Here is a 22,947-nt window from a genome sequence, read left to right as displayed (position 1 = left end):
CGGTGCAGGGTGCGTTTCAGTTTTGCACCAACAGGAATGACCGTTAGCGCGTCGCCTCATTTTAGTGCATCAGGCGCTAAGCGACTCTTCATCACGCGCGCTAGCCGCCAGCTCTTCGCCCGCCAGCTGCAGCTGGTACATCTGCCAGTAGCGCCCTTTTGCTTCCAGCAGTTCACGGTGCGTACCGCGTTCAACGGCCTGTCCGCGATGTAGCACCAGAATGGTATCGGCATCGACTATAGTGGAAAGACGGTGGGCAATCACCACCAGCGTCGTATGGTCGCGGACCGCGGCCAGCGCCTGCTGGATGGCCTGCTCGGTGCCGGAGTCAATACTGGCCGTGGCTTCATCCAGAATCAGTATCTGCGGCGTTTCAATCAGGACGCGTGCCAGCGCCAGGAGCTGCTTTTGCCCGACGGAGAGATTGTTACCCTGCTCGCCCAGTTTGGTATTGATCCCATCGCTAAACCCGCGCGCCAGCTCTGCCAGCTGCACTTTTTCCAGCACGTCCCAGACCTGCTCCTGGGAGTAGTCTCGCCCCAGGGTCACGTTGGCGTAGAAGGTATCGGCCAGCACGACCGGATCCTGCTGCACCATCGCGACGCCTTTACGCAACACGGTGTGGCTGAGAGACGCGAGCGGGCGCCCGTCGAGGCGGATTTCGCCGTGCGTGACCGGGTAATAGCCCATCAACAGGCTGGCAAGCGTGCTCTTACCGCTGCCGGTATGCCCCACCAGCGCCACGAAACCGCGCGACGGAACGTCAAGCGTGATGTCCTGCAGCACCAGCCGGTCTTCGCGATAGGCAAACGAGACGTTATCAAAGGCGATAGTCCCGCTTTGCAGAGGTCGCTCGTCATTGCCGTAGGCCTGGCGCGGCCTGTCCATCAGCTCAAACACGCGCTCACCGGCGACAACCGCCTGCTGCAGCATCGATTGCTGGGTGGTAAGCTCGATCAGCGGCTCGTTAAGACGCCCGAGATAGCTGATAAAGGCGTACAGCACGCCCACTTCGATCGTACCGTTTGAGCTCAGCCCAAAGAGCATCAGCAGCCCGCAAAGCACCAGCGCCGAGAAAAGGCTCAGCAGCGGACGCAGCAGGAAACCATCAAGCCGCAGCGTCTGCATACGCGCCATGTAGTGCGAACGGCTGGCTTCACCCATGCGTTCGCCAAAGCGCGCCTGCTGGCGGAACTGCTGGATGACGCTCATGCCGTTGATCACTTCGTTGAAGCCATCGTTGATGTCGGCCAGATAAGCGCGCACCCGACGCACGATTGGCGTGCTGTAGCGCTGGTAAATGACCATGACAATCAGCACTGCCGGGAAGATGGTGATCGCCACCAGCGCCATGCGCCAGTCAAGGCTGAACATCGCCACCAGCATCGCGCCAATCAGCGCTGCGCTGCGCAATACGGTTGCCACCACGGTGACGTACAGATCGCGGATCACCTCGGTATCGTTGGTCACGCGCGAAATCACCTGCCCGACCGGCTGGGTATCAAACTCGCTGAGCGGCTGGCGAAGCGCCGCGTCCATCACATCCGTACGCAGCTGCTGAACGACGCCCACGGCTGCACGGTTAAACAGCAGCGACTGAGCATAGTGCAGCCCTGCCGCCGCCAGCTGCAGGCCAACGTAGGCCGCGCCTAAGCCCGCCACCAGCCCCAGCGGAAGGTAGCGTTTGGCGACCATGTTGTCGATGAAGTAGCTAATGAGCAGCGGACCGCTCACTTCAGCAATCGCCGCTATCCAGAGCAAAAGCACGGCCACGGAGAGCGGTTTACGCCACGGCGAGCCGTAGGCCAGCAGACGTTTGAGCGTCGGCCACATCGTTCCGAGCTTACGCATTGGCGGCCTCCTCATCCTGCTCCGGCGCATCGTCCAGTGCCGCCTCAAGCTGTTGATAGCGGTACATATCGCGATACCAGCCCGGCTGCTCGGCAAGCGCTTCATGCTGCCCGCGCTGGGCAATGTGCCCGTGTTGTAAGACCAGAATTTCGCTGGCTTCGGTGAGCGCCGACAAACGGTGGGCGCTGATAATCACCGTGCGGCCGTCGCCCCACTGTCGCAGGTTATGCAGGATCTGATGCTCGGTACGGCCGTCCACGGCGGAAAGCGCATCATCCAGAATCAGGATTTCAGCATTCAGCAGCAGGGCGCGGGCAATGGAGATACGCTGTTTTTGCCCCCCGGACAGCATGACGCCACGTTCCCCCACTTCCGTTTCGTACCCCTGCGGCAGACGCAAAATATCATCATGAACGCTTGCCAGACGCGCCACGTGTTCAATCTCGTCCTGCGTCGCCCCAGGGCGTCCAAGGGCAATGTTGTTCGCCACGGTGTCCGAAAATAAAAACGGCGTCTGGCTGACGACCGCCAGACGGCCACGCCACTCGTCCAGGAGCAGGTTCGTCAGGGGGATATCATGAAAACGAATATCGCCCTCGGTGACGTCAAAGTGGCGCTGAAGCAGAGAGAGCACGGTACTTTTGCCGGATCCCGTCGGGCCGCAGATGCCCAGCATCTGCCCTGGCTGCAGGGTAAAGCTGACGTTTTCCAGTACCGGATGCTCCGTATGCGGATAGATAAACTGCCGGACGTCGACGGTCATGACGCCGCGCCCTTCAGGTACGGCTTCGCTACCGTCAATGACTACCGGCGCTTCGGCCAGCATGGCGCGAATGCGGCTATAGGCGGCGCTGCCGCGCTCCACGATGTTAAACATCCAGGCCAACGCCAGCATCGGCCAGATCATGAGACCCAGATACATCGCAAAGCTGGTCAATTGCCCCAGGGTAAGCGTGCCCTGCACCACCATCCAGCTTCCGCCGCCAATGGCCAGCATATTTGCCATGCCAATCGCAATATAAATCGTCGGGTCAAACCGGGCGTCGATACGCGCGACGCGCATGTTCTTCGCCCCCGTGTCTGCCGCATCGGCCGCAAAAAGCGCAGACTGCCGGTCTTCCAGACCAAACGCTTTGATCATGCGGATGCTGGTCATGCTCTCCTGGGTGCGATCGTTCAGAGACGAAAACGCCGCCTGCGCCAGCTTGAAGCGCTCGTGCAGCTGTTCACCATAGCGATTGATCGCCAGCGCCATGATCGGCATCGGCAGCAGGGCGAGCAGTGTCAGCTGCCAGCTGATCTGCGTGGACATGACGATCAGCACCGCGCAGCCCATCACCAGCGAGTCCACCAGCGTCAGCACCCCTTCCCCGGCGGCAAAGACCACGCGATCGACGTCGTTAGTCGCGCGGGCGATGAGATCCCCGGTGCGATGGCGCAGATAAAATTCGGGATGCTGTCGGCTCAGCTGGCGGTAAAAATCTTCACGCAGCTCAACGGCCAGCTGATAGGACGCACCAAACAGCAGCACGCGCCAGACGTAGCGCAGCAGATAAACAATGACGGCCGTCAGCACCAGCGTGCCAACCCACATCAACACCCGTGCGGTGGTGTAATGCTGTTCGGTGACGCCATCCACGACGTACCCCACCACTTTCGGCGGGATCAGCTGCAGGATGGCAATGATAATAAGCAGGAATACTGCGCCGAGGTAGCGTTGCCACTCCCGACGAAAGTACCAGCTTAGTTGGGCAAATAATCGCACGCGGTTTGTTCCTGAAGGTATTTTACGAAGTTATTCAATAGGTAATGCTGTGGTGTATTTAATCTGTTCCATGGCGAAGCTTGAGGTGACGTCCGACAAGCCCGGTACGCTATTCACCAGCCGCTTGTAGAAATCATCATAGCGCTTCATGTCGGCCACCTGGACGCGCATCAGGTAATCGTACTCTCCGGCCATACGCCAGAAACCGAGCACCTCGGGCATCTCCGACACCTGGGTGACGAAGCGGCAATACCACTCGCTGCTGTGATGCTGGGTTTTTATCAGCACAAACGCCGTCAGCCCAAGCCCCAGCTTTTCGGGATCTAACAACGCGACGCGCCCCAGAAGAATGCCGTCATCTTCCAGCTTCTTAAGGCGCTTCCAGCACGGGGTGGTGGTCAGATTAACGGCATCTGCCAGCGCCTGCAAAGAGAGGGTACAGTCATTTTGCAGCAATGAAAGGAGCTTGCGGTCAATTTTATCTAGCATACCCACCTCACAGAGAAAATTTTTCTCTCTTCATTCTATTTTAAAGGCCAGATAGCAACAATTTTTTCTGTGCTTTTCGCTATGCTAGGCACAAAATGACAAACGGATAACGACGATGAATAGCACCTGGGTTAAACATGCGATCAGCGAAATCAATGCCGACTATCAGCGCTCGGCGGATACGCACCTGATTCGCCTTTCACTGCCGGGATTTGACGGCATTCAGCTCTATCTGAAAGATGAAAGCACCCATCCTACCGGCAGCCTGAAGCATCGCCTGGCGCGCTCGCTGTTTTTATACGGTTTGTGTAACGGCTGGATCAAAGAAGGCACCACCATCATAGAATCCTCATCCGGTTCAACGGCGGTGTCCGAAGCCTATTTTGCCCGCCTGCTGGGCCTGCCGTTTATCGCGGTGATGCCGTCCTGCACCGCAAAACGCAAAATCGAGCAGATCGAATTTTACGGCGGTCGCTGCCACTTTGTGGAAAGCGCCTGCGAAATCTACGCCGCCTCTGAAATGCTGGCCCGCGAGCTGAACGGCCACTATATGGACCAGTTCACCTTCGCCGAGCGCGCGACGGACTGGCGCGGCAATAACAACATTGCCGACAGTATTTTCCGCCAGATGACCCACGAACCCCATCCGGTTCCGTCCTACATTGTCATGAGCGCCGGTACCGGCGGCACGTCAGCCACTATTGGACGCTACATCCGCTGTCAGGGCTACGATACCCAACTGATGGTGGTTGACCCGCAGAACTCCGTGTTCCTCGACTACTGGCAAAACCGCGATGCCGGTCTGCGCAGCCCGGTGGGCAGTAAAATTGAAGGAATTGGCCGCCCGCGCGTGGAGCCCTCTTTCATCCCCGACGTTGTGGATGAGATGATGCGCGTGCCGGATGCCGCCAGCGTGGCAACGGCGCACTGGCTGGAAACGCAGCTGGGCCGCAAAGTGGGCGCATCGACGGGCACCAATATGTGGGGCGCACTGCAGCTTGCCGCACGTATGCGCGAAGAGGGCCGCACCGGTTCCATCGTCACGCTGCTGTGCGACAGCGGCGAGCGTTATCTCGAGACCTACTACAACGCGGAGTGGGTGCAGGCCAACATCGGCGATATCGCCCCATGGAAAGCGCAGATTGCAGAACTGGTAAAATAAAAAAAGCCAGACCGAAGTCTGGCTTGCTGGAAGGGTCTCACTATTCGGGGGAATACGGGAGGTTGTTGTTGTCCAGCCAATGCGTCAAAAAATGGGACACTGCTTCATTGCGGCAGTGGCCAATAACCGGCAGATGGGGAAGCTCTGCTTTCAGCTGCGCCATCGCATTCCCCATGATCAGACCGCGACCTACGCTACCCAGCATTTCGCGGTCGTTCATGGCGTCACCAAACGCCATACACTCCTGCAGCGTTAAGCCCAGGTGGTCGCTCAGAACCGCGAGAGCGGAACCTTTGTTACAGCCCACCGGCAGCACTTCCAGACAATCCACCGCCGAGAAGGTCAGATGCGCCCGGTCGCCCAGCGCCTCATTCAGCTGAATCCTTAAGCGACACAGATCGTCATGATTGCCACAGAAGCAGATCTTGGTTACCGCATGGGCGGGGATCCGACGCAGATCGATAAGCTGGTATTTGAAACCGCTGTAAACATGCGCGTGCAATAATTCCGGGATTTCGCTTCCGGTGAACCAGCCCCGATCGTTAAAGACGTGGACGCTGGCCTGCGTGTCCCAGGTGCTGTGCAGCACGATCTCCGCTACTTCCGGGTTGAGATCCTGCCGGTGCAGCACATCCCCTTCTACTGAGTGAATTCGCGTCCCGTTGCCGGTGATCAGAAAGGCGTCGAGGGAAAACGCACCCAGCAAATGGCGCATTTCGAGTACATGGCGCCCGGTGGCAAACGTCAGGGTGACATCGCGCTCGCGCAGACGCTTCAGCGTGTTCAGGGTTTTTTCCCCTAAACGGTGATCCGGCATTAACAACGTACCGTCCATATCAAATGCAGCGAGCCGAGCCATGATTACTCCCGAAATGTGATGCGGTTAACTTGTGCATCAGTATCGTGTGAGATATACGGAAGTAATAGTGAATAGATGAAAATTATTGTTCCGGGTTTCTTATGCGCCAGCTCAATCGACTCAATCAGTATCACCGCCTGTGGCAACCTTCCCTGGGGGCAACGCAACAGGTCACCATCAGCGAGCTGGCCGCCCGCTGTTTTTGTAGCGAGCGGCATGTCCGAACGCTGCTGCGTCAGGCCCAGGAGGCTGGCTGGCTCAGCTGGCGCGCGCAGTCTGGGCGCGGTAAGCGTGGTGAGCTGACGTTCCATGTCGACCCGGAGTCACTGCGCAATGCGATGATGGAAGAAGCGCTGAAAAGCGGGCAGCAGCATAACGCGCTGGAGCTGGCCCAACTAGCCCCTGAAGCGCTGCGGTCATTACTGCATCCTTTTTTGGGCGGGCAGTGGCAAAACGACACGCCGACGCTGCGCATCCCATACTATCGCTCGCTGGAGCCGCTTCAGCCGGGTTTTTTACCGGGCCGGGCAGAGCAGCATCTGGCGGGACAGGTGTTCTCAGGCTTAACGCGCTTTCACGGTAACAGCAGTGAACCCACGGGCGATCTGGCGCATCACTGGGATGTCTCTGATGACGGCCTGCGCTGGCATTTCTACATTCGCTCCACCCTGCACTGGCATAACGGCGATAAAATAGAAACGGCGCAACTCCAGCGAAGTCTGACAGCGCTGTTGACGCTCCCCGCCCTGCGCACCCTGTTACAGAGCGTATTATGTATTGAAACAACGCACCCACAGTGTCTGACGTTTACGCTGCATCAACCTGACTACTGGCTACCGCACAGGCTGGCAACCTACTGTAGCCGTCTGGCGCATCCCGACCTTCCTGCGGTTGGCTGCGGGCCCTTTCGGCTCGCCGCCTTTGAGCCCGACCTGGTTCGTCTGGAAAGCCATGAGCAGTATCACCTGAGCCATCCGCTGCTCAAAGCCATCGAATATTGGATCACGCCACAGCTTTTTGATTACAGCCTGGGCACAAGCTGTCGTCACCCGGTGCAAATCGCGATCGGCGAGGCCGACGAGCTGGAGAGTCTGCGGCTGGTAAGCAGCAGCACCAGCCTGGGGTTCTGTTACCTCACGCTAAAACAGAGCGCGCGCCTGAGTGAGATCCAGGCAAAGTGGCTTATCAATATCATTCATCTCTCCAGGCTTCTCCACACGCTTCCGCTAAATGAAGGGCTCATCACGCCCACCCAGGAACTGCTTCCCGGGTGGACAATCCCCGAATGGCCTGATTTATCGGACGTCACTGTCCCCGAAGCGTTGACGCTGGTTTACCATCTCCCTGTTGAGCTTCACACCATGGCCAGCCAGTTGAAGGCATACCTGGCGCTACAGGGGTGTGAATTGACCGTCATCTTTCACGACGCCAAGACGTGGGAAGGGTGCCTGGAGCTTGCCTATGCAGACATCATGATGGGCGACAGGCTGATTGGTGAAGCGCCTGAATATACGCTTGAACAGTGGCTGCGCTGCGATCCCCTCTGGCCGCACGTGCTTAGCGCACCGGCTTACGCCCATCTGCAAGCCACGCTGGATGCGGTACAGACTCAGGCCGAGGCTCGGGATAGACAAGCGGGGCTGCAAGCCATCTTCAACCGGCTAATGGAGAGTGCGGTGCTGACCCCCCTTTTTAATTACCAATACCAAATCAGTGCTCCGCCTGGCGTGAATGGCATTCGCCTTAACACTCGCGGCTGGTTTGACTTTACCGAAGCCTGGCTGCCTGCCCCTAAATCGTGAAGAAGCTGGTCGCCGTCATGGTCAGACGGTAACATAACGTTTTTACCGTAACAGTCGAGATGATTTATGAAACGTGCCGTCGTCGTGTTCAGCGGAGGACAAGACTCAACTACCTGCCTGGTTCAGGCCCTTCATCAGTACGATGAAGTTCACTGTGTCACTTTCGATTATGGTCAGCGTCACCGCGCTGAAATCGACGTTGCCCGTGAACTTGCCCTGAAACTGGGCGCACGCGCGCACAAGGTGCTGGACGTTACGCTGTTAAATGAACTGGCCGTGAGCAGCCTCACCCGGGACAGTATTCCCGTCCCGGACTACGAACCCGATGCCAGCGGCATTCCGAATACCTTCGTGCCGGGCCGTAATATCCTCTTCCTGACCCTGACGGCGATCTACGCCTACCAGGTAAAAGCCGAAGCGGTGATCACGGGCGTGTGCGAGACCGACTTCTCCGGCTACCCGGACTGTCGTGATGAGTTCGTGAAGGCGTTAAACCATGCCGTCAATCTGGGAATGGCGAAAGAGACGCGCTTTGAAACCCCACTCATGTGGCTGGATAAAGCCGAAACCTGGGCGCTGGCGGACTACTGGGGCAAGCTGGACCTGGTTCGCAGGGAAACGCTCACCTGCTATAACGGCATCAAAGGCGACGGTTGCGGCCAGTGTGCGGCCTGTAACCTACGCGCAAACGGGCTTAATCACTATCTTGCCGATAAAGTCGGTGTGATGACCGCAATGCAGAAAAAAACCGGCCTTAAATAGGATTATTTGATCGTGCTGTCGCAAAGCGGGTGTCGACAGCACGAGTATGCTTTAACATGTCTTACACGATCATCAACTCCAGCTTTTCCCGCAACTCCCCTTCCAGCGGTAGCGCTTTCTGCGTTTTCAGATCGATACAGACAAAGGTGATCATCGCATCAGCCACCACCTGCCCTTCTGGATCGAGCGTCACCACCTGGCTTAATACCCCGCTTTTGCCATTGATTTGTTGTACCTGGCTGGTGACCGTGAGCACGTCACCCAGCACGGCCGGACGGCGGTAGTTGATGTTGATATTGACGACCACGAACGCGATGTTGTGCGCGGTCAGCCACTGAAAGCTTTCGCTGTTTTCCAGCCCGTCCCAGCGCGCTTCTTCAAGAAACTCAAGATAGCGAGCGTTGTTCACATGCTGGTAAACATCGAGATGAAAACCGCGTACTTTGATTTTTGTCTGCATAGCGCAATAGCCTTTACTGTTATTGTAGGATGAGAGGTCATGACTGGTATGACCTCTTTATCCTGGCAAAATTTTGCCGCAGTGCAAGAAATTGCGTAATTACAACGTCAGGTGTGAGAGGTTGCGCTCAACCAGCGCGCTGCCCATGCCCGGCACCTGTTTGAGATCGTCGACCGTTTTGAAAGGACCATACTCTTCGCGGTAGCTAACGATGGCCTGCGCTTTTTTCAGGCCAACACCATTCATCGCGCGAGCCAGATCTTCCGCAGAGGCCGAATTAATACTGACCCGCGTACCGTCATCATCCACATTTTTACCGGCGTCAGTCGCTTTGGTTTGCCCTTGTACTGGCGCTGCCGCATCGGACTTGCTCTGCGTAATTTGTGTTTTGGCGGCGGGGGCCGACGCCATCGCACCCACGCTCATCCCGGTGGTGGCAATAGCCAGCGTAATTAACAGTGCTTTGATTCCACATTTCATGCTGTTATCTCCTTGTTTGTTGACAGCCACCTCACGATAGCCACCCGATAAACCCGGCACAAACAGCAGATTGCAGAAATGGAAAAGGCCGCGAAAGCGGCCTTTAGTTATTGCAGAGCGTTACGAAAATCTGCGAGCAGACACGTAATTACTGCTGCTGAGTCATCACATCACCCAGCGTGATTTTGGCTTCTTTACGCAGGTTGCTCATCATGGCTTCGAAGGCAATCTGAGCATTGTTCTGGGTAATCCCCTGAACCATCGCCTTCTTCTGCGCTTCTGGCAGGGTCCCGGCTTTCACTTCGCCCAGCGCCAGCAGAACGACGTTACCCTGCGTATCGGTGGTGGTACCGAAGCTTGGCTTGTCCTTCGCAGGCAGAGTCAGACCAAACGCGGCCTGGCTGATTGGGTCCTGACCGGTACGGCTCAGCGTTTTCGCATCACCGAAGCTCAGGCCAGCCGCTTTCAGCGCGTCTTCTTTACCCGCTTTCAGGTCAGAAAGAATCTTCTCAGCATCCAGTTTCGCCTGCTGTTCCGCTTTGTTGTGTTTAACCTGAGCGATGGTCTGATCCTTCACTTCCGCCAGCGGTTTGACCGCTTCTGGCTTGTGCTCGCTGACGCGCAACACAAACGCACGATCGCCATCGACGGTAATGATGTCAGAGTTACTGCCCGGCGTGCCATTCTCGCCCACCAGACCACCGTTGAAGATAGCATCGGAAACCGGTTTGAAGTTCAGCTCTTCCGGCAGGTTGTCACGACCAAACCAGCCCGTTTCTACCGCCTTCACACCCGCCGCCTGCTCTGCACCCGCCAGAGATTCGTTGTCGTTGCTGGCAGCATCGCTTACCTTCTGCTGCAGCGCGTAGTAGGCATCCAGCGCTTTTTCCTGTTTCACTTTCGCCGCAATATCTTCACGAACGTCAGCCAGCGGCTTGGTTTTCGCCGCGGTGATGTCGTCAAGACGAACGACCAGGAAACCAACGGAAGACTTAATGACGCCTGAAAGCTGGCCTTTCTCTTTCAGACCGGCATTTTTCAGCTCGTCCGGCGTGGTCGCGTCTTCCAGCCAGCCCATATCACCGCCGTTTTTCGCAGAGATAATGTCGGTGGATTTCGCTTTTGCAACGGTCGCGAAATCAGCGCCTTTGTTCAGCTCATCCAGTGCCGCTTTAGCATCAGCCTCGGTTTTCGTCTGAATCACGCTGTAGCGGTTACGCTGCGGCTGAGTGAACTGATCCTGATGCTGATCGTAGTAAGACTGGATTTCAGCATCAGACGCGGTTTCCTGCAGCGCAGCCGCATCCAGCTTGATGTAGCTCACGCGGAACTGCTCTGGAGAAACAAAGGAATTCTTGTTCTGCTCGTACCAGGCGTTAACGTCAGCGTCGCTTACCTGCTGTTTTGCCGCCAGGGCGTTCACATCAATGGTCGCTTCGCGTACAACGCGCTGCTGTGCCACCAGAGCAGCCAGTTCATCCGTTTCACCTTTGAGCATGAAATCGGTGCCCACGACGGCATTGATGAGCTGCTGGGTAGTCAGTTGGTTACGCAGCGCCTGAGCGTACTGATCGGCCGTCATCCCCATCTGGTTGACGATACTGTTGTAACGCGCGTTGTCGAATTTACCGTTAGACTGGAAGGCCTGGGTGGAGAAGATGGCTTTTTTCACCTGCTCATCGCTGATGCCAAGGCCGAGTTTTTTGGCATACTGATCCAGCAGCGCTTCGTCGATAAGACGGTTCAGTGTCTGTTGGCGCAGGGTCTTCATGTACCCTTCGTTCGCTGCCAGTTCAGAGAATTGGTCGCCCAGCTGTTGCTGCATACGGTTACGTTCACCGGCAAAAGCATTCTCGAACTGACCACGGCTGATTTCCTGGCCATTCACTTTTGCGGCATAGTTTGCGCCACCGCCAATAAGGTAACTGCTCACGCCGGTCAATATGAACGACACGATAATGATACCGAAAATAATCTTGAGCACGAGACTGTTAGCAGCCGTGCGTAAGCTGTCCATCATGGTGTAACAACACTCCGCTGTAGGTGACTGGTTACCTGACGCTGACGGAAAATCCTGCCCGTCGCGCGTGAAGGCGTATTGTGACAAGAAAACGGGGCGATTGTCAGCCCACAACTCGCATAAACTCGCACAAATCAGGCCAGGACAAACAAAAAAGGCACATCAAATGATGCGCCCTTGTACTTTCCGGCTTCCCTGAAACAGGAAAGCAATCAGTTTACTGCGTCTTTCAGCGCTTTACCTGCACGGAAACCCGGCACTTTAGCAGCAGCAATGGTGATCTCTTTACCGGTCTGAGGGTTGCGGCCAGTACGGGCAGCACGCTCTTTAACAGCAAAAGTACCGAAGCCTACCAGTGCAACGTCGTCCCCAGCCTGCAGAGATTCAGTAACAGAAGCAATTAATGCATCTAACGCACGTCCAGCTGCAGCTTTAGAAATATCAGCACCAGCAGCAATTTTGTCAATCAGTTGAGATTTATTCACTGTTCTCTTCCTCTCTTTATAATTTATATCGCGCCTGAATCCTTCACAACGCGACCGCGCAGCAGTTATATCAGGCCTGCCATGACCTTACAACACCCGTTGTTGATGGCTGACCTAATCAGCAATCTAAATTAGCTATACAAAAAAAGGCTGGCAAGTGCGAAATGACTTACCAGCCTTGTTTTTATTGACGCTCTTTGCGCGAGGTCACTATTTTGCGGTTACAACCTGCATTCCGGAGGGTTCATTCTGCAATGCGAGACTGAGAACTTCCTCAATTCGCTTCACAGGGTGGATCTGCAGATCGGCAATCACGTTGTCCGGAATCTCTTCCAGATCGCGTTTGTTTTCGTAAGGGATCAGTACGGTTTTGATCCCACCGCGGTGTGCCGCCAGCAGTTTTTCTTTTAAACCACCAATCGGCAGAACCTGACCACGCAGCGTAATTTCACCAGTCATTGCCACATCGGCACGCACCGGGTTCCCTGTCAGGCAGGAAACCAGCGCGGTACACATGGCAATACCCGCGCTTGGACCATCTTTCGGCGTCGCCCCTTCCGGAACGTGAACATGAATGTCGCGTTTTTCGTAGAAATCCGGGTTGATACCCAGTTTCTCCGCGCGCGCGCGCACCACGGTCAGCGCCGCCTGGATGGACTCCTGCATCACTTCACCCAGCGAGCCGGTGTAGGTCAGCTTGCCTTTGCCCGGCACACAGGCGGTTTCGATGGTCAGCAGATCGCCGCCCACTTCCGTCCATGCAAGACCGGTCACCTGGCCAACACGGTTTTCGTTGTCCGCGCGACCGTAGTCGAAGCGTTGAACGCCCAGGTACGCATGCAGATTGTCGCCGTTAATCACAATGTGTTTCAGGCTCTTATCCAGCAGCAGCTGTTTCACCGCTTTACGACACAGTTTGGAGATTTCACGCTCAAGGCTACGCACGCCGGCTTCACGGGTGTAGTAACGAATGATGCCGATAATCGCACTGTCCTCGACGGTCAGCTCGTTGGCTTTCAGCGCGTTACGCTCAATCTGTTTCGGCAGCAGGTGCTGCTTAGCGATGTTCAGCTTCTCATCTTCGGTATAACCGGAGAGACGGATCACTTCCATACGGTCCAGCAGCGGCGCCGGAATGTTCATGGAGTTGGAGGTCGCCACGAACATCACGTCGCTCAGGTCGTAGTCCACTTCCAGGTAGTGATCGCTGAACGCCACGTTCTGTTCTGGATCGAGTACTTCCAGAAGAGCAGACGCCGGATCGCCACGCATGTCCGACGACATCTTGTCGATCTCATCGAGCAGGAACAGCGGGTTTTTAACCCCCACTTTCGCCATCTTCTGGATCAGTTTACCCGGCATAGAACCGATGTAAGTACGACGGTGGCCACGGATTTCCGCTTCATCGCGTACGCCACCCAGCGCCATACGGATATACTTACGTCCTGTCGCTTTGGCGATAGACTGACCCAGTGAAGTTTTACCCACCCCCGGCGGTCCAACCAGGCACAGGATTGGGCCTTTAATTTTGTTTACACGGCTTTGTACCGCGAGGTACTCAAGAATGCGATCTTTCACGCGTTCCAGGCCATAGTGGTCGGTATCCAGGATTTCCTGCGCCTGACGCAGGTCTTTTTTGACCTTACTGCGGGCGTTCCACGGAACCTGCACCATCCACTCAATGTAGCCGCGTACAACGGTCGCTTCAGCCGACATTGGAGACATCATTTTCAGCTTCTGCAGTTCTGCTTCAGCCTTTTCTTTCGCCTCTTTCGGCATCTTCGCCGCGTCGATCTTACGCTTCAGCGCTTCATTTTCATCCGGCGCGTCGTCCATCTCGCCCAGTTCTTTCTGAATGGCCTTCATCTGCTCATTCAGATAGTACTCACGCTGAGATTTCTCCATCTGCTTTTTCACGCGGTTGCGAATGCGCTTCTCAACCTGCAGCAGATCGATTTCAGACTCCATCATCGCCATCAGGTATTCCAGACGTTCGTTAACGTCGGACATTTCCAGCACGGACTGTTTGTCAGCCAGCTTCAGCGGCATGTGTGCAGCGATGGTGTCCGCCAGACGTGCGGGATCGTCGATGCTGTTCAGCGACGTCAGCACTTCTGGTGGGATTTTCTTGTTCAGCTTGATATAGCCTTCAAACTGGCTAATCGCGGTGCGAACCAGTACTTCCTGTTCGCGCTCATCAAGCTCAGGCGAATCAAGGTACTCTGCCTTCGCAGAGAAGTGCTCGCCGTCATCTGAAAGAGTGGTAATACGCGCACGCTGCAGGCCTTCTACCAGCACCTTCACGGTGCCGTCAGGCAGCTTCAGCATCTGCAAAATAGAGGCCACGGTCCCAACGGTGAAAAGATCGTTTACACCCGGCTCATCCGTTGAAGCTTCTTTCTGCGCCACCAGCATGATTTTTTTATCATGATCCATGGCGGCTTCGAGGCAACGGATAGATTTTTCCCGCCCTACAAATAAGGGTATGACCATGTGCGGATAAACCACCACATCGCGCAACGGCAATACGGGGATTTCAATGCGTTCAGAACGCTCAGGATTCATAGAGCTCTCTCTTAGTTAGTGTCCGCCAGGTAAGCTGGTCATGTCACTGTGCTTCACATAACCATTAACATGTATCCAGTATATGGGGATGTTTCCCACACATTCAACGCTATGAATACGGAAAAAGTAAAGGGGAGATAAAATCCCCCCTTTTTGATTAACTGCTTGTATGATTTGGTGAATTATTCGCCAGATGCCTGCTGCGCTTCCGGTTTGCCGTAAATCAGCAGCGGCTTGGTTTGACCGCTAATGACGGACTCGTCAATCACCACTTTCTCAACGTCTTCCATCGACGGCAGATCGTACATGGTGTCAAGCAGTGCCGCTTCAACAATTGAACGCAGACCACGGGCACCGGTTTTACGGATCATCGCTTTCTTGGCAATAGCATCCAGCGCTTCGTCACGGAATTCCAGATCTACGCCTTCCAGATTGAACAGCGCCTGATACTGCTTGGTCAGCGCATTTTTCGGTTCTTTCAGGATCTGGATCAGCGCGTCTTCGCTCAGCTCATTCAGCGTTGCCACAACCGGCAGACGGCCGATGAATTCAGGGATCAGACCGAATTTAATCAGATCTTCCGGTTCAACCTGAGACAGCAGTTCGCCTTCGTTCGGTTTTTCGGACGTCGATTTTACCGTTGCGCCAAAACCAATGCCGGAGCCGGTTTCAACACGGTGGGAGATGACTTTATCCAGACCAGCAAACGCACCACCACAGATAAACAGGATTTTGGAGGTATCAACCTGCAGGAACTCCTGCTGCGGATGTTTACGACCACCCTGTGGCGGAACGGCAGCAACCGTACCTTCGATCAGCTTCAGCAGTGCCTGCTGTACGCCTTCACCCGATACGTCACGGGTAATGGACGGGTTGTCTGATTTACGGGAGATTTTGTCGATCTCATCGATGTAAACAATCCCGCGCTGAGCTTTCTGTACGTCGTAATCGCACTTCTGCAGCAGTTTCTGGATGATGTTTTCGACGTCCTCACCCACATAGCCGGCCTCGGTCAGGGTGGTGGCATCAGCCATCGTGAACGGAACATCAAGCAGACGTGCAAGGGTTTCCGCCAGCAGCGTTTTACCGGAACCGGTTGGGCCGATCAGCAGAATGTTACTTTTGCCCAGTTCTACGCCATTGCTGGTGTCGCCGTTACGCAGACGTTTGTAGTGGTTATAGACCGCTACCGCCAGCACTTTCTTGGCCTGCTCCTGTCCGATGACGTAGTCGTCAAGGTGATGACGAATTTCATGCGGCGTTGGCAGCGCGCTGCGCTCACGGTGCGGTGCGACTTCTTTAATCTCTTCGCGAATGATGTCGTTACATAAATCGACACATTCGTCGCAGATATACACGGACGGCCCGGCAATCAGTTTACGCACTTCATGCTGGCTTTTGCCGCAAAAAGAGCAGTACAGCAGTTTGCCCGAACCATCTTTGCGTTTATCTGTCATGAGTCCAAACCTCTTATTAAGTTCTTTGTGCCGCACATGACGACGCAAATGCCATTCTAAGACGCAAGCTGCAACAAGCAGCGTGCCGCCCTACCTTAGTATAGCGGCCCCCTCGCGTCGCGGGCATCAATTACGATGGGTCAACACGGAGTCGACTAAGCCGTACTCAACTGCCTCTGGAGCAGAGAGGAAGCGATCGCGCTCGGTATCGCGCTCGATCTGCTCGAGTGGTTGACCCGTATGCTGCGCCATAAGTTCATTCATGCGCGCTTTTACTTTCAGAATTTCGCGGGCGTGGATTTCGATATCCGTCGCCTGCCCCTGGTAACCGCCCAGCGGCTGGTGAATCATCACGCGGGAATTTGGCAAGCAGAAACGCTTACCTTTCGCCCCTGCTGTTAACAGGAACGCGCCCATTGATGCAGCCTGACCCATACAGATAGTGCTTACATCAGGCTTGATGAATTGCATGGTGTCATAAATGGACATTCCTGCTGTAATCACGCCACCCGGGGAGTTAATGTACAGGTAAATGTCTTTTTCCGGGTTTTCCGCTTCCAGAAACAGCATCTGCGCCACGATCAGGTTAGCCATGTGGTCTTCCACCTGGCCGGTCAGAAAGATAACGCGTTCCTTGAGCAGACGGGAATAGATATCAAAAGAACGCTCACCACGTGAGGTCTGTTCAATAACCATTGGCACCAGAGCCATATGGGGTGCAAAGTTATCTCGTTCGCCACTGTATGACATTTCCGTCTCCTGGATCAAAATTGAAAACACCTGCTGTACTGATTGTAACCTTACGGACGGATTATCAGCCAGTCTCATTCATCATGATTACGTACTTATGGGGTTCGCAGTGCCCTATTTCAAGCATAACAACCTTTTGTTGTTACGCTAACACCGAAAGGGCGTTTTAGCACTCTTCCTGGGCTATCGCTGCGATAAAAAAAACCCGCTGCCGCAAGGCAACGGGTTTTCTGTTCAAACTTTAAACCGTTGGGGCGAAATTACGCCTGCTGGTTCATCAGTTCGTTGAAAGAGGTCGCTTTTTCGGTCACTTTCGCTTTCGCCAGTACCGCTTCAACAGCCTGCTCTTCCAGGGCGACGTTGCGCATGTTGTCCATCAGCTCTTTGTTCTTACCGTAGAACTCGATCACTTCTGATGGATCTTCGTATGCAGAAGCCATCTCTTCGATCAGGCCTTTCACACGCTCTTCGTCAGCTTTCAGCTCGTGGGTACGAATCACTTCGCCCAGCAGCAGGCCAACAACAACGCGGCGTTTCGCTTGCTCTTCGAACAGCTCGCGTGGCAGTTCCATCGCTTGCTGCTGGTTGCCACCGAAACGTTGTGCAGCCTGACGGCGCAGAACGTCGATTTCGCTGTCGATCAGGGCAGCTGGAACGTCGATTTCGTTGGCTTTCACCAGACCTTCGATCGCCTGAGATTTCACACGGTTACGCACCGCGCCGTTCAGCTCGCGTTCCATGTTCTTACGCACTTCGGTACGCAGACCCGCTACGGAACCATTTTCCACGCCGAAACGCTTGATGAATTCTTCAGTCAGTTCTGGCAGTTCGCGCTCTTCAACTTTCTTGAGGTTGATAGCGAACTTCGCTGCTTTCCCTTTCAGGTTTTCAGCGTGGTACTCTTCCGGGAAGGTCACGTCGATGGTGAACTCTTCGCCAGCCTTGTGGCCTTTGATGCCGTCTTCGAAGCCTGGGATCATACGACCCTGGCCCATTGCCAGTACGAAATCAGACGCTTTGCCGCCTTCGAACTCTTCGCCGTCTACAGAACCGGTGAAGTCGATGGTGACACGGTCTTCAGCGTCAACTGCGCCTTCTTTCTCTTTCCAGTTCGCCTGCTGCTTGCGCAGGGTATCCAGCATGCCGTCAACGTCTTCGTCAGTCACGGAAACAACTGGTTTTTCAACTTCGATAGATTCCAGACCTTTCAGCTCAACTTCCGGGTACACTTCGAACTCTACGGAGTAGGTGAAGTCTTCGCCCAGTTTGTATTCGCCTGGAACGTAGTTCGGCGCGCCGGCCGGATTGATTTTTTCTTTGATGATCGCATCAATAAAGTTACGGCTCATCAGTTCACCCAGCACATCCTGACGCACGGAAGCGCCATAACGCTGAGCAACAACATTCATTGGTACTTTGCCCTTACGGAAGCCGTCAATACGTACTTTTTTTGCTACGTTGACCAGCTCGCTTTTCACAGCAGTTTCGATGCTGTCAGCAGCGATAGTAATCGTTACACGGCGGCCAAGGCCTTGAGTGGTTTCAACTGAAACTTGCATCTTGTTACCTCAAAAAAATCACAGTGCTCGGTCAACTCTGAATCTGTCTGTTATACCGGGATGCTCTCTTAGTGCAGATTCACATTCCCTGTCGCCAGAATCATCCCGAAGACATTCAATAAGACGCGGCATTATAGCGGCATCACTTAGGTGAGTCGAGAACGGTTGGGGCATGTTGCTGCGGCTTTTTTCACACTTTAAGGCTATTTTTAGCCTTAAAATCGCACCATCCGCTCAAAACTCAGACAAAACAAAACGGCCCGGAGGCCGTTTTGAGGAAATCTCTAAGCAACATACTGGAAAAACTCCAGCCGTTGCAAATCCGATTTATCAGGCGATAGTGCCTGCACCGCGACAGGGCGGCGATGCGAAAACCGTATCCTGCAAGCCTTCCCATTCCTTAATGGTGTAGGTATGCAGTGCCAGCGCATGCACGGTCGTGGAGAGTTCTTCCGTCAAGGTACTGTAGATCATGCGGTGTCGATTCAGGAAACGTTCTCCCGTGAAACGATCGCTAACCAGAACCACTTTAAAGTGGCTTTCAGAACCTGCCGGCACGTTATGACGATAGCTTTCGTCGACGACTTCGAGGAACACAGGGTTGAACGCTGCCCTTAATTTATCTTCTATATGCTCACGTATCATCATGAAATTACTCCTCCGACAACGCCAGGATGTCACCCATCCCTTTAAATGTTAGCCGCTTTTACCGTTTCCATTACAGCTTGACAACAAATATTTAGCTTTCGTCTGATTTTCTCATTCAAACGAATGAAGTTCACTGTAAGACTCATACGTTTTGTCATATACGGATTGGGAAAAACGGTGAACTGGTCAGTTTTCCGACAAGGCGATGAATTTACATGCGTTGACCACTTCCCCTCGCCGTTGGCGATGTTATGATGGCGACAATTTTTCTCTTTATATGCTTACGATTCGTTGAGAACCCGAAAATGTTAAAAAAACTCTTCTTTCCGTTGGTAGCCCTTTTTATGCTGGCTGGCTGTGCTACCCCGCCAACCACTATTGATGTATCACCAAAAATCAGCCTGCCTCAGCAGGACCCAAGCCTGATGGGCGTCACCGTGAGCATTAACGGTGCCGATCAGCGTCAGGATCAGGCGCTGGCAAAAGTGACCCGCGATAACCAGCAGGTTACCCTCACCGCGTCCCGCGACCTGCGCTTCCTGCTCCAGGAAGTGCTGGAGAAACAAATGACCGCTCGCGGCTACATGATTGGCCCAAGCGGCGCGGTTGATCTGCAGATTATCGTCAACAACCTGTACGCTGACGTGTCTCAGGGCAACGTGCGCTACAACATCGCGACCAAAGCGGATATCGCCATCATTGCCACCGCGAAGAATGGCAACAAGATGACCAAAAACTACCGCGCCAGCTACTCTGTAGAAGGCGCGTTCCAGGCATCGAATAAAAATATTGCTGATGCGGTTAACAGCGTGCTGACGGATACCATTTCCGACATGGCGCAGGACACCAGCATTCACGACTTCATCAAGCAGAACGCGCGTTAATCCTGCCAGCTGACCCGGTATATCGCCGGGTCAGTTTTATAAAAACATGTCCAGCAACTACTTACGCATTTTCCAGCAACCGAAATCAGCGATTCTGCTGATCCTCGGCTTCGCCTCGGGTTTACCCCTCGCACTCACTTCCGGCACGCTTCAGGCGTGGATGACGGTTGAGAACATCGATCTTAAAACCATTGGTTTCTTCTCGCTTGTGGGCCAGGCCTATGTCTTTAAGTTCCTGTGGTCTCCGGTCATGGATCGCTACACGCCGCCTTTCCTCGGGCGTCGACGCGGCTGGTTAGTGATGACGCAGATCCTGCTGCTGCTGGCCATTGCGGCGATGGGTTTTCTTGAACCCACAACGCAGCTTCGCTGGATGGCCGCGCTTGCGGTGGTGATTGCCTTCTGTTCCGCCTCTCAGGATATCGTGTTCGATGCCTGGAAGACGGACGTGTTACCTGCGGAAGAGCGCGGCGCTGGCGCGGCAATCAGCGTGTTGGGCTACCGCCTCGGGATGCTGGTCTCCGGCGGGCTGGCGCTGTGGCTCGCCGACCGTCACCTCGGCTGGCAGGGCATGTACTGGCTGATGGCCGCCCTGCTGATCCCCTGCATTATCGCGACGCTGTTCGCGCCCGAACCGAGTGATGTCATCCCGGTTCCCCGCTCGCTGGAGCAGGCTGTCGCCGAACCGCTTCGTGATTTCTTTGGCCGCAACAACGCCTGGCTAATTCTGTTGCTTATCGTCCTTTATAAGCTTGGCGATGCTTTTGCCATGAGCCTGACCACCACCTTCCTGATCCGCGGTGTCGGTTTTGATGCCGGTGAAGTGGGAGTGGTGAATAAAACGCTGGGGCTGTTTGCGACCATTGTCGGCGCGCTTTATGGCGGCGTATTGATGCAGCGCCTGACGCTTTTTCGCGCGCTGCTGATTTTCGGCATCCTTCAGGGCGCCTCTAACGCAGGCTACTGGCTGCTGTCGATTACCGACAAACACACGATCAGCATGGCCGCGGCGGTGTTCTTCGAAAACCTCTGCGGCGGCATGGGCACAGCGGCGTTTGTCGCCCTGCTGATGAGCCTGTGCAACAAATCGTTTTCCGCTACCCAGTTCGCTCTGCTCTCGGCGCTCTCCGCCGTTGGCCGCGTTTACGTCGGCCCGATTGCCGGCTGGTTCGTAGAAGCTCATGGCTGGCCAACATTTTATCTCTTCTCGGTCGTGGCTGCCGTGCCGGGAATTTTATTGCTGCTGGTCTGCCGTGAGACGCTTGAATATACCCAGCGGACAGAACATTTTATGCCGCGCACCGAATATCGCCGCGCCTACCGTTTTGCGTTACGTCTGTTAATGGTCGGCTGCGTTGCGCTAGCACTCTGGCTGGTGGTACTCATTATTAATGCCAGCACGTCGCTGGCACTCCCCTTCGAAGCCCTTCTGCTGGACGCAGGCGCCCTGCTGGCTATCGCCGGGATCCTGATCGGAGGTCTGCTTGATTTCATGGCGTTGCGTAAAACGCAGATGACCTGAAGAAAAATGCGAAAGGTTATTTCCCGTTGTAATCACCAACCGAAATTATAACGCCGAAATAGCTACCAAGCGCTGAAAAAAATATTTGTTGTTTTGTGCGGGATAGGATTTGGAAATTATTGGCTCCCATTCCAAAACGTTATTTTTCATTAAACGATTCAGCATACCAGAGTTTGATTTTTCGTTTTTAAGATGTCTTTTTATTGATAATTAATTGTTAATTTTTTGTTTATTTTCAACAATGGTTATACCAATTGTCCCTTTTAGGGTATGCTTGGGGGTCCTTTCGTTATAAAGCCCATGCCATGCGGCTTCGGTCATAAAAACCGACATAATTTGCAACACTTGTGACACGTGCGGCAGAACCCGGTAACACCTTCCTGACACAGGCCTAATGATGTTTACAGTAATGTAACCTTCCCGTAAAATGCCCGCACACTTTAAACGCCACCAGACTCTGTGGAATTGAGGTCGTTAAATGAGACTCGGGAAATACAATAAAAGTTTGGGATGGTTGTCATTATTCGCGGGCACTGTATTACTCAGTGGCTGCGATTCTGCACTACTAGACCCCAAAGGACAGATTGGACTGGAACAACGTTCACTGATATTGACGGCTTTTGGCCTGATGTTGATTGTGGTTATTCCTGCCATTTTGATGGCTGTTGGTTTCGCCTGGAAGTATCGTGCGAGCAATAAAGATGCGAAGTATAGCCCTAACTGGTCACACTCCAATAAAGTGGAAGCTGTGGTCTGGACGGTACCTATTCTGATCATCCTGTTCCTTGCCGTACTGACCTGGAAAACCACTCACGCACTTGAGCCAAGCAAACCGCTGGTTCACGATGAGAAACCTATTACCATTGAAGTGGTCTCCATGGACTGGAAATGGTTCTTCATCTATCCAGAGCAGGGTATTGCTACCGTGAATGAAATCGCCTTCCCGGCGAACACTCCGGTTCAGTTCAAAGTGACCTCCAACTCCGTAATGAACTCCTTCTTCATCCCACGTCTGGGTAGCCAGATTTACGCGATGGCCGGTATGCAGACCAACCTGCACCTGATCGCAAATGAAGCAGGCACCTATGATGGTATCTCCGCCAGCTATAGCGGCCCGGGCTTCTCAGGTATGAAGTTCAAAGCTATTGCGACGCCAGACCGTGCCGCTTTCGACCAGTGGGTTGAAAAAGCGAAGCAGTCTCCAAACACCATGTCTGACATGGCGGCGTTCGATAAAGTGGCTGCGCCTAGCGAATACAATAAGGTGGAGTACTTCTCTAATGTGAAACCAGATTTGTTCAAAGAAGTTATTGGCAAATTTATGGATCACGGCAAGAGCATGGACATGACCCAGCCAGAAGGCGAGCACAGCGCGCACGAAGGTATGGAAGGCATGGACATGAGCCACGCGGAAACCGCTCACTAAG

General features: G+C 54.4%; 19 protein-coding genes. 6 read left to right on the top strand and 13 right to left on the bottom strand.

From position 1 onward, the window contains the following. Positions 1-69: 69 nt before the first annotated feature. The 3 genes from KGP24_RS05390 to KGP24_RS05380 are packed head-to-tail and all read right to left on the bottom strand — an operon-like array spanning position 70 to position 4,105. Positions 70-1,851: a SmdB family multidrug efflux ABC transporter permease/ATP-binding protein gene (locus KGP24_RS05390; RefSeq protein WP_223562607.1), complete on the bottom strand. Its 1,782-nt coding sequence runs from the start codon at positions 1,849-1,851 to the stop codon at positions 70-72. Continuing rightward, complete coding sequence (locus KGP24_RS05385) at positions 1,844-3,616, bottom strand: SmdA family multidrug ABC transporter permease/ATP-binding protein (RefSeq protein ID WP_223562606.1); 1,773 nt, start codon at positions 3,614-3,616, stop codon at positions 1,844-1,846. Before KGP24_RS05385 ends, KGP24_RS05390 begins: the two co-directional genes overlap by 8 nt. Positions 3,617-3,646: 30 nt before the next feature. Then, the gene (locus KGP24_RS05380; protein ID WP_023310581.1) at positions 3,647-4,105 is read right to left on the bottom strand and encodes an Lrp/AsnC family transcriptional regulator; all 459 of its coding nucleotides are present in this window, start codon (positions 4,103-4,105) and stop codon (positions 3,647-3,649) included. Between the two features lie 115 nt (positions 4,106-4,220). Here KGP24_RS05380 and KGP24_RS05375 point away from each other — a divergent pair, with 115 nt between their 5' ends. Next, positions 4,221-5,267 (top strand): PLP-dependent cysteine synthase family protein, encoded by a 1,047-nt coding sequence (locus KGP24_RS05375; protein ID WP_223562605.1) that lies wholly within the window; start codon positions 4,221-4,223, stop codon positions 5,265-5,267. A gap of 40 nt (positions 5,268-5,307) precedes the next feature. On the opposite strand, the gene cof is transcribed toward KGP24_RS05375, so the two are convergent. Next, complete coding sequence (gene cof, locus KGP24_RS05370) at positions 5,308-6,126, bottom strand: HMP-PP phosphatase (protein WP_223562604.1); 819 nt, start codon at positions 6,124-6,126, stop codon at positions 5,308-5,310. Positions 6,127-6,227: 101 nt separating this feature from the next. On the opposite strand from cof, the gene KGP24_RS05365 reads away from it, so the two are divergent. Together KGP24_RS05365 and queC are read left to right on the top strand one after the other, a co-directional pair. Next, positions 6,228-7,928, top strand: coding sequence for an SgrR family transcriptional regulator (locus tag KGP24_RS05365; RefSeq protein WP_223562603.1), 1,701 nt, complete (start codon positions 6,228-6,230; stop codon positions 7,926-7,928). A gap of 66 nt (positions 7,929-7,994) precedes the next feature. After that, the gene (gene queC, locus KGP24_RS05360) at positions 7,995-8,690 is read left to right on the top strand and encodes a 7-cyano-7-deazaguanine synthase QueC (RefSeq protein ID WP_223562602.1); all 696 of its coding nucleotides are present in this window, start codon (positions 7,995-7,997) and stop codon (positions 8,688-8,690) included. A 61-nt stretch (positions 8,691-8,751) separates the two neighbouring features. Here queC and KGP24_RS05355 read toward each other — a convergent pair whose 3' ends face one another. The 9 genes from KGP24_RS05355 to bolA all read right to left on the bottom strand — a co-directional run bounded on the left by KGP24_RS05355 (position 8,752) and on the right by bolA (position 19,114). Beyond that, a complete protein-coding gene (locus KGP24_RS05355; protein ID WP_069303738.1) occupies positions 8,752-9,150 on the bottom strand; it encodes a YbgC/FadM family acyl-CoA thioesterase in 399 nt (132 codons plus the stop codon). A 99-nt stretch (positions 9,151-9,249) separates the two neighbouring features. Next, positions 9,250-9,630: a helix-hairpin-helix domain-containing protein gene (locus KGP24_RS05350; protein WP_223562601.1), complete on the bottom strand. Its 381-nt coding sequence runs from the start codon at positions 9,628-9,630 to the stop codon at positions 9,250-9,252. A gap of 148 nt (positions 9,631-9,778) precedes the next feature. After that, positions 9,779-11,650 carry a peptidylprolyl isomerase gene (gene ppiD, locus KGP24_RS05345; protein WP_223562600.1) on the bottom strand — a complete coding sequence of 624 codons (1,872 nt, stop codon included), beginning with the start codon at positions 11,648-11,650 and terminating at the stop codon, positions 9,779-9,781. 212 nt (positions 11,651-11,862) lie between these two features. Continuing rightward, positions 11,863-12,135, bottom strand: a complete 273-nt coding sequence (gene hupB, locus KGP24_RS05340; RefSeq protein WP_002444653.1) for a nucleoid-associated protein HU-beta — start codon at positions 12,133-12,135, stop codon at positions 11,863-11,865. Positions 12,136-12,345: 210 nt separating this feature from the next. Then, positions 12,346-14,700 carry an endopeptidase La gene (lon, locus tag KGP24_RS05335; protein WP_023334706.1) on the bottom strand — a complete coding sequence of 785 codons (2,355 nt, stop codon included), beginning with the start codon at positions 14,698-14,700 and terminating at the stop codon, positions 12,346-12,348. A gap of 182 nt (positions 14,701-14,882) precedes the next feature. After that, entirely contained in the window at positions 14,883-16,157 is a 1,275-nt protein-coding gene (gene clpX / locus KGP24_RS05330) for an ATP-dependent protease ATP-binding subunit ClpX (RefSeq protein WP_024906819.1), read from the bottom strand. 126 nt (positions 16,158-16,283) lie between these two features. Then, a complete protein-coding gene (clpP, locus tag KGP24_RS05325; protein ID WP_010428105.1) occupies positions 16,284-16,907 on the bottom strand; it encodes an ATP-dependent Clp endopeptidase proteolytic subunit ClpP in 624 nt (207 codons plus the stop codon). A gap of 260 nt (positions 16,908-17,167) precedes the next feature. Next, positions 17,168-18,466 carry a trigger factor gene (tig, locus tag KGP24_RS05320; protein WP_223562599.1) on the bottom strand — a complete coding sequence of 433 codons (1,299 nt, stop codon included), beginning with the start codon at positions 18,464-18,466 and terminating at the stop codon, positions 17,168-17,170. 330 nt (positions 18,467-18,796) lie between these two features. Beyond that, positions 18,797-19,114, bottom strand: coding sequence for a transcriptional regulator BolA (gene bolA / locus KGP24_RS05315; protein ID WP_223562598.1), 318 nt, complete (start codon positions 19,112-19,114; stop codon positions 18,797-18,799). A 305-nt stretch (positions 19,115-19,419) separates the two neighbouring features. On the opposite strand from bolA, the gene KGP24_RS05310 reads away from it, so the two are divergent. The 3 genes from KGP24_RS05310 to cyoA all read left to right on the top strand — a co-directional run bounded on the left by KGP24_RS05310 (position 19,420) and on the right by cyoA (position 22,946). Further along, positions 19,420-19,998, top strand: coding sequence for a lipoprotein (locus KGP24_RS05310; protein WP_223562597.1), 579 nt, complete (start codon positions 19,420-19,422; stop codon positions 19,996-19,998). A 46-nt stretch (positions 19,999-20,044) separates the two neighbouring features. After that, complete coding sequence (gene ampG / locus KGP24_RS05305; protein WP_223562596.1) at positions 20,045-21,520, top strand: muropeptide MFS transporter AmpG; 1,476 nt, start codon at positions 20,045-20,047, stop codon at positions 21,518-21,520. 478 nt (positions 21,521-21,998) lie between these two features. After that, positions 21,999-22,946 carry a cytochrome o ubiquinol oxidase subunit II gene (gene cyoA / locus KGP24_RS05300; RefSeq protein ID WP_148244055.1) on the top strand — a complete coding sequence of 316 codons (948 nt, stop codon included), beginning with the start codon at positions 21,999-22,001 and terminating at the stop codon, positions 22,944-22,946. Position 22,947 lies beyond the last annotated feature (1 nt).

The organism is Enterobacter sp. JBIWA008, from assembly GCF_019968765.1.
Lineage (GTDB): Bacteria > Pseudomonadota > Gammaproteobacteria > Enterobacterales > Enterobacteriaceae > Enterobacter.
This window is presented reverse-complemented; position numbering and strand designations above follow the sequence as displayed.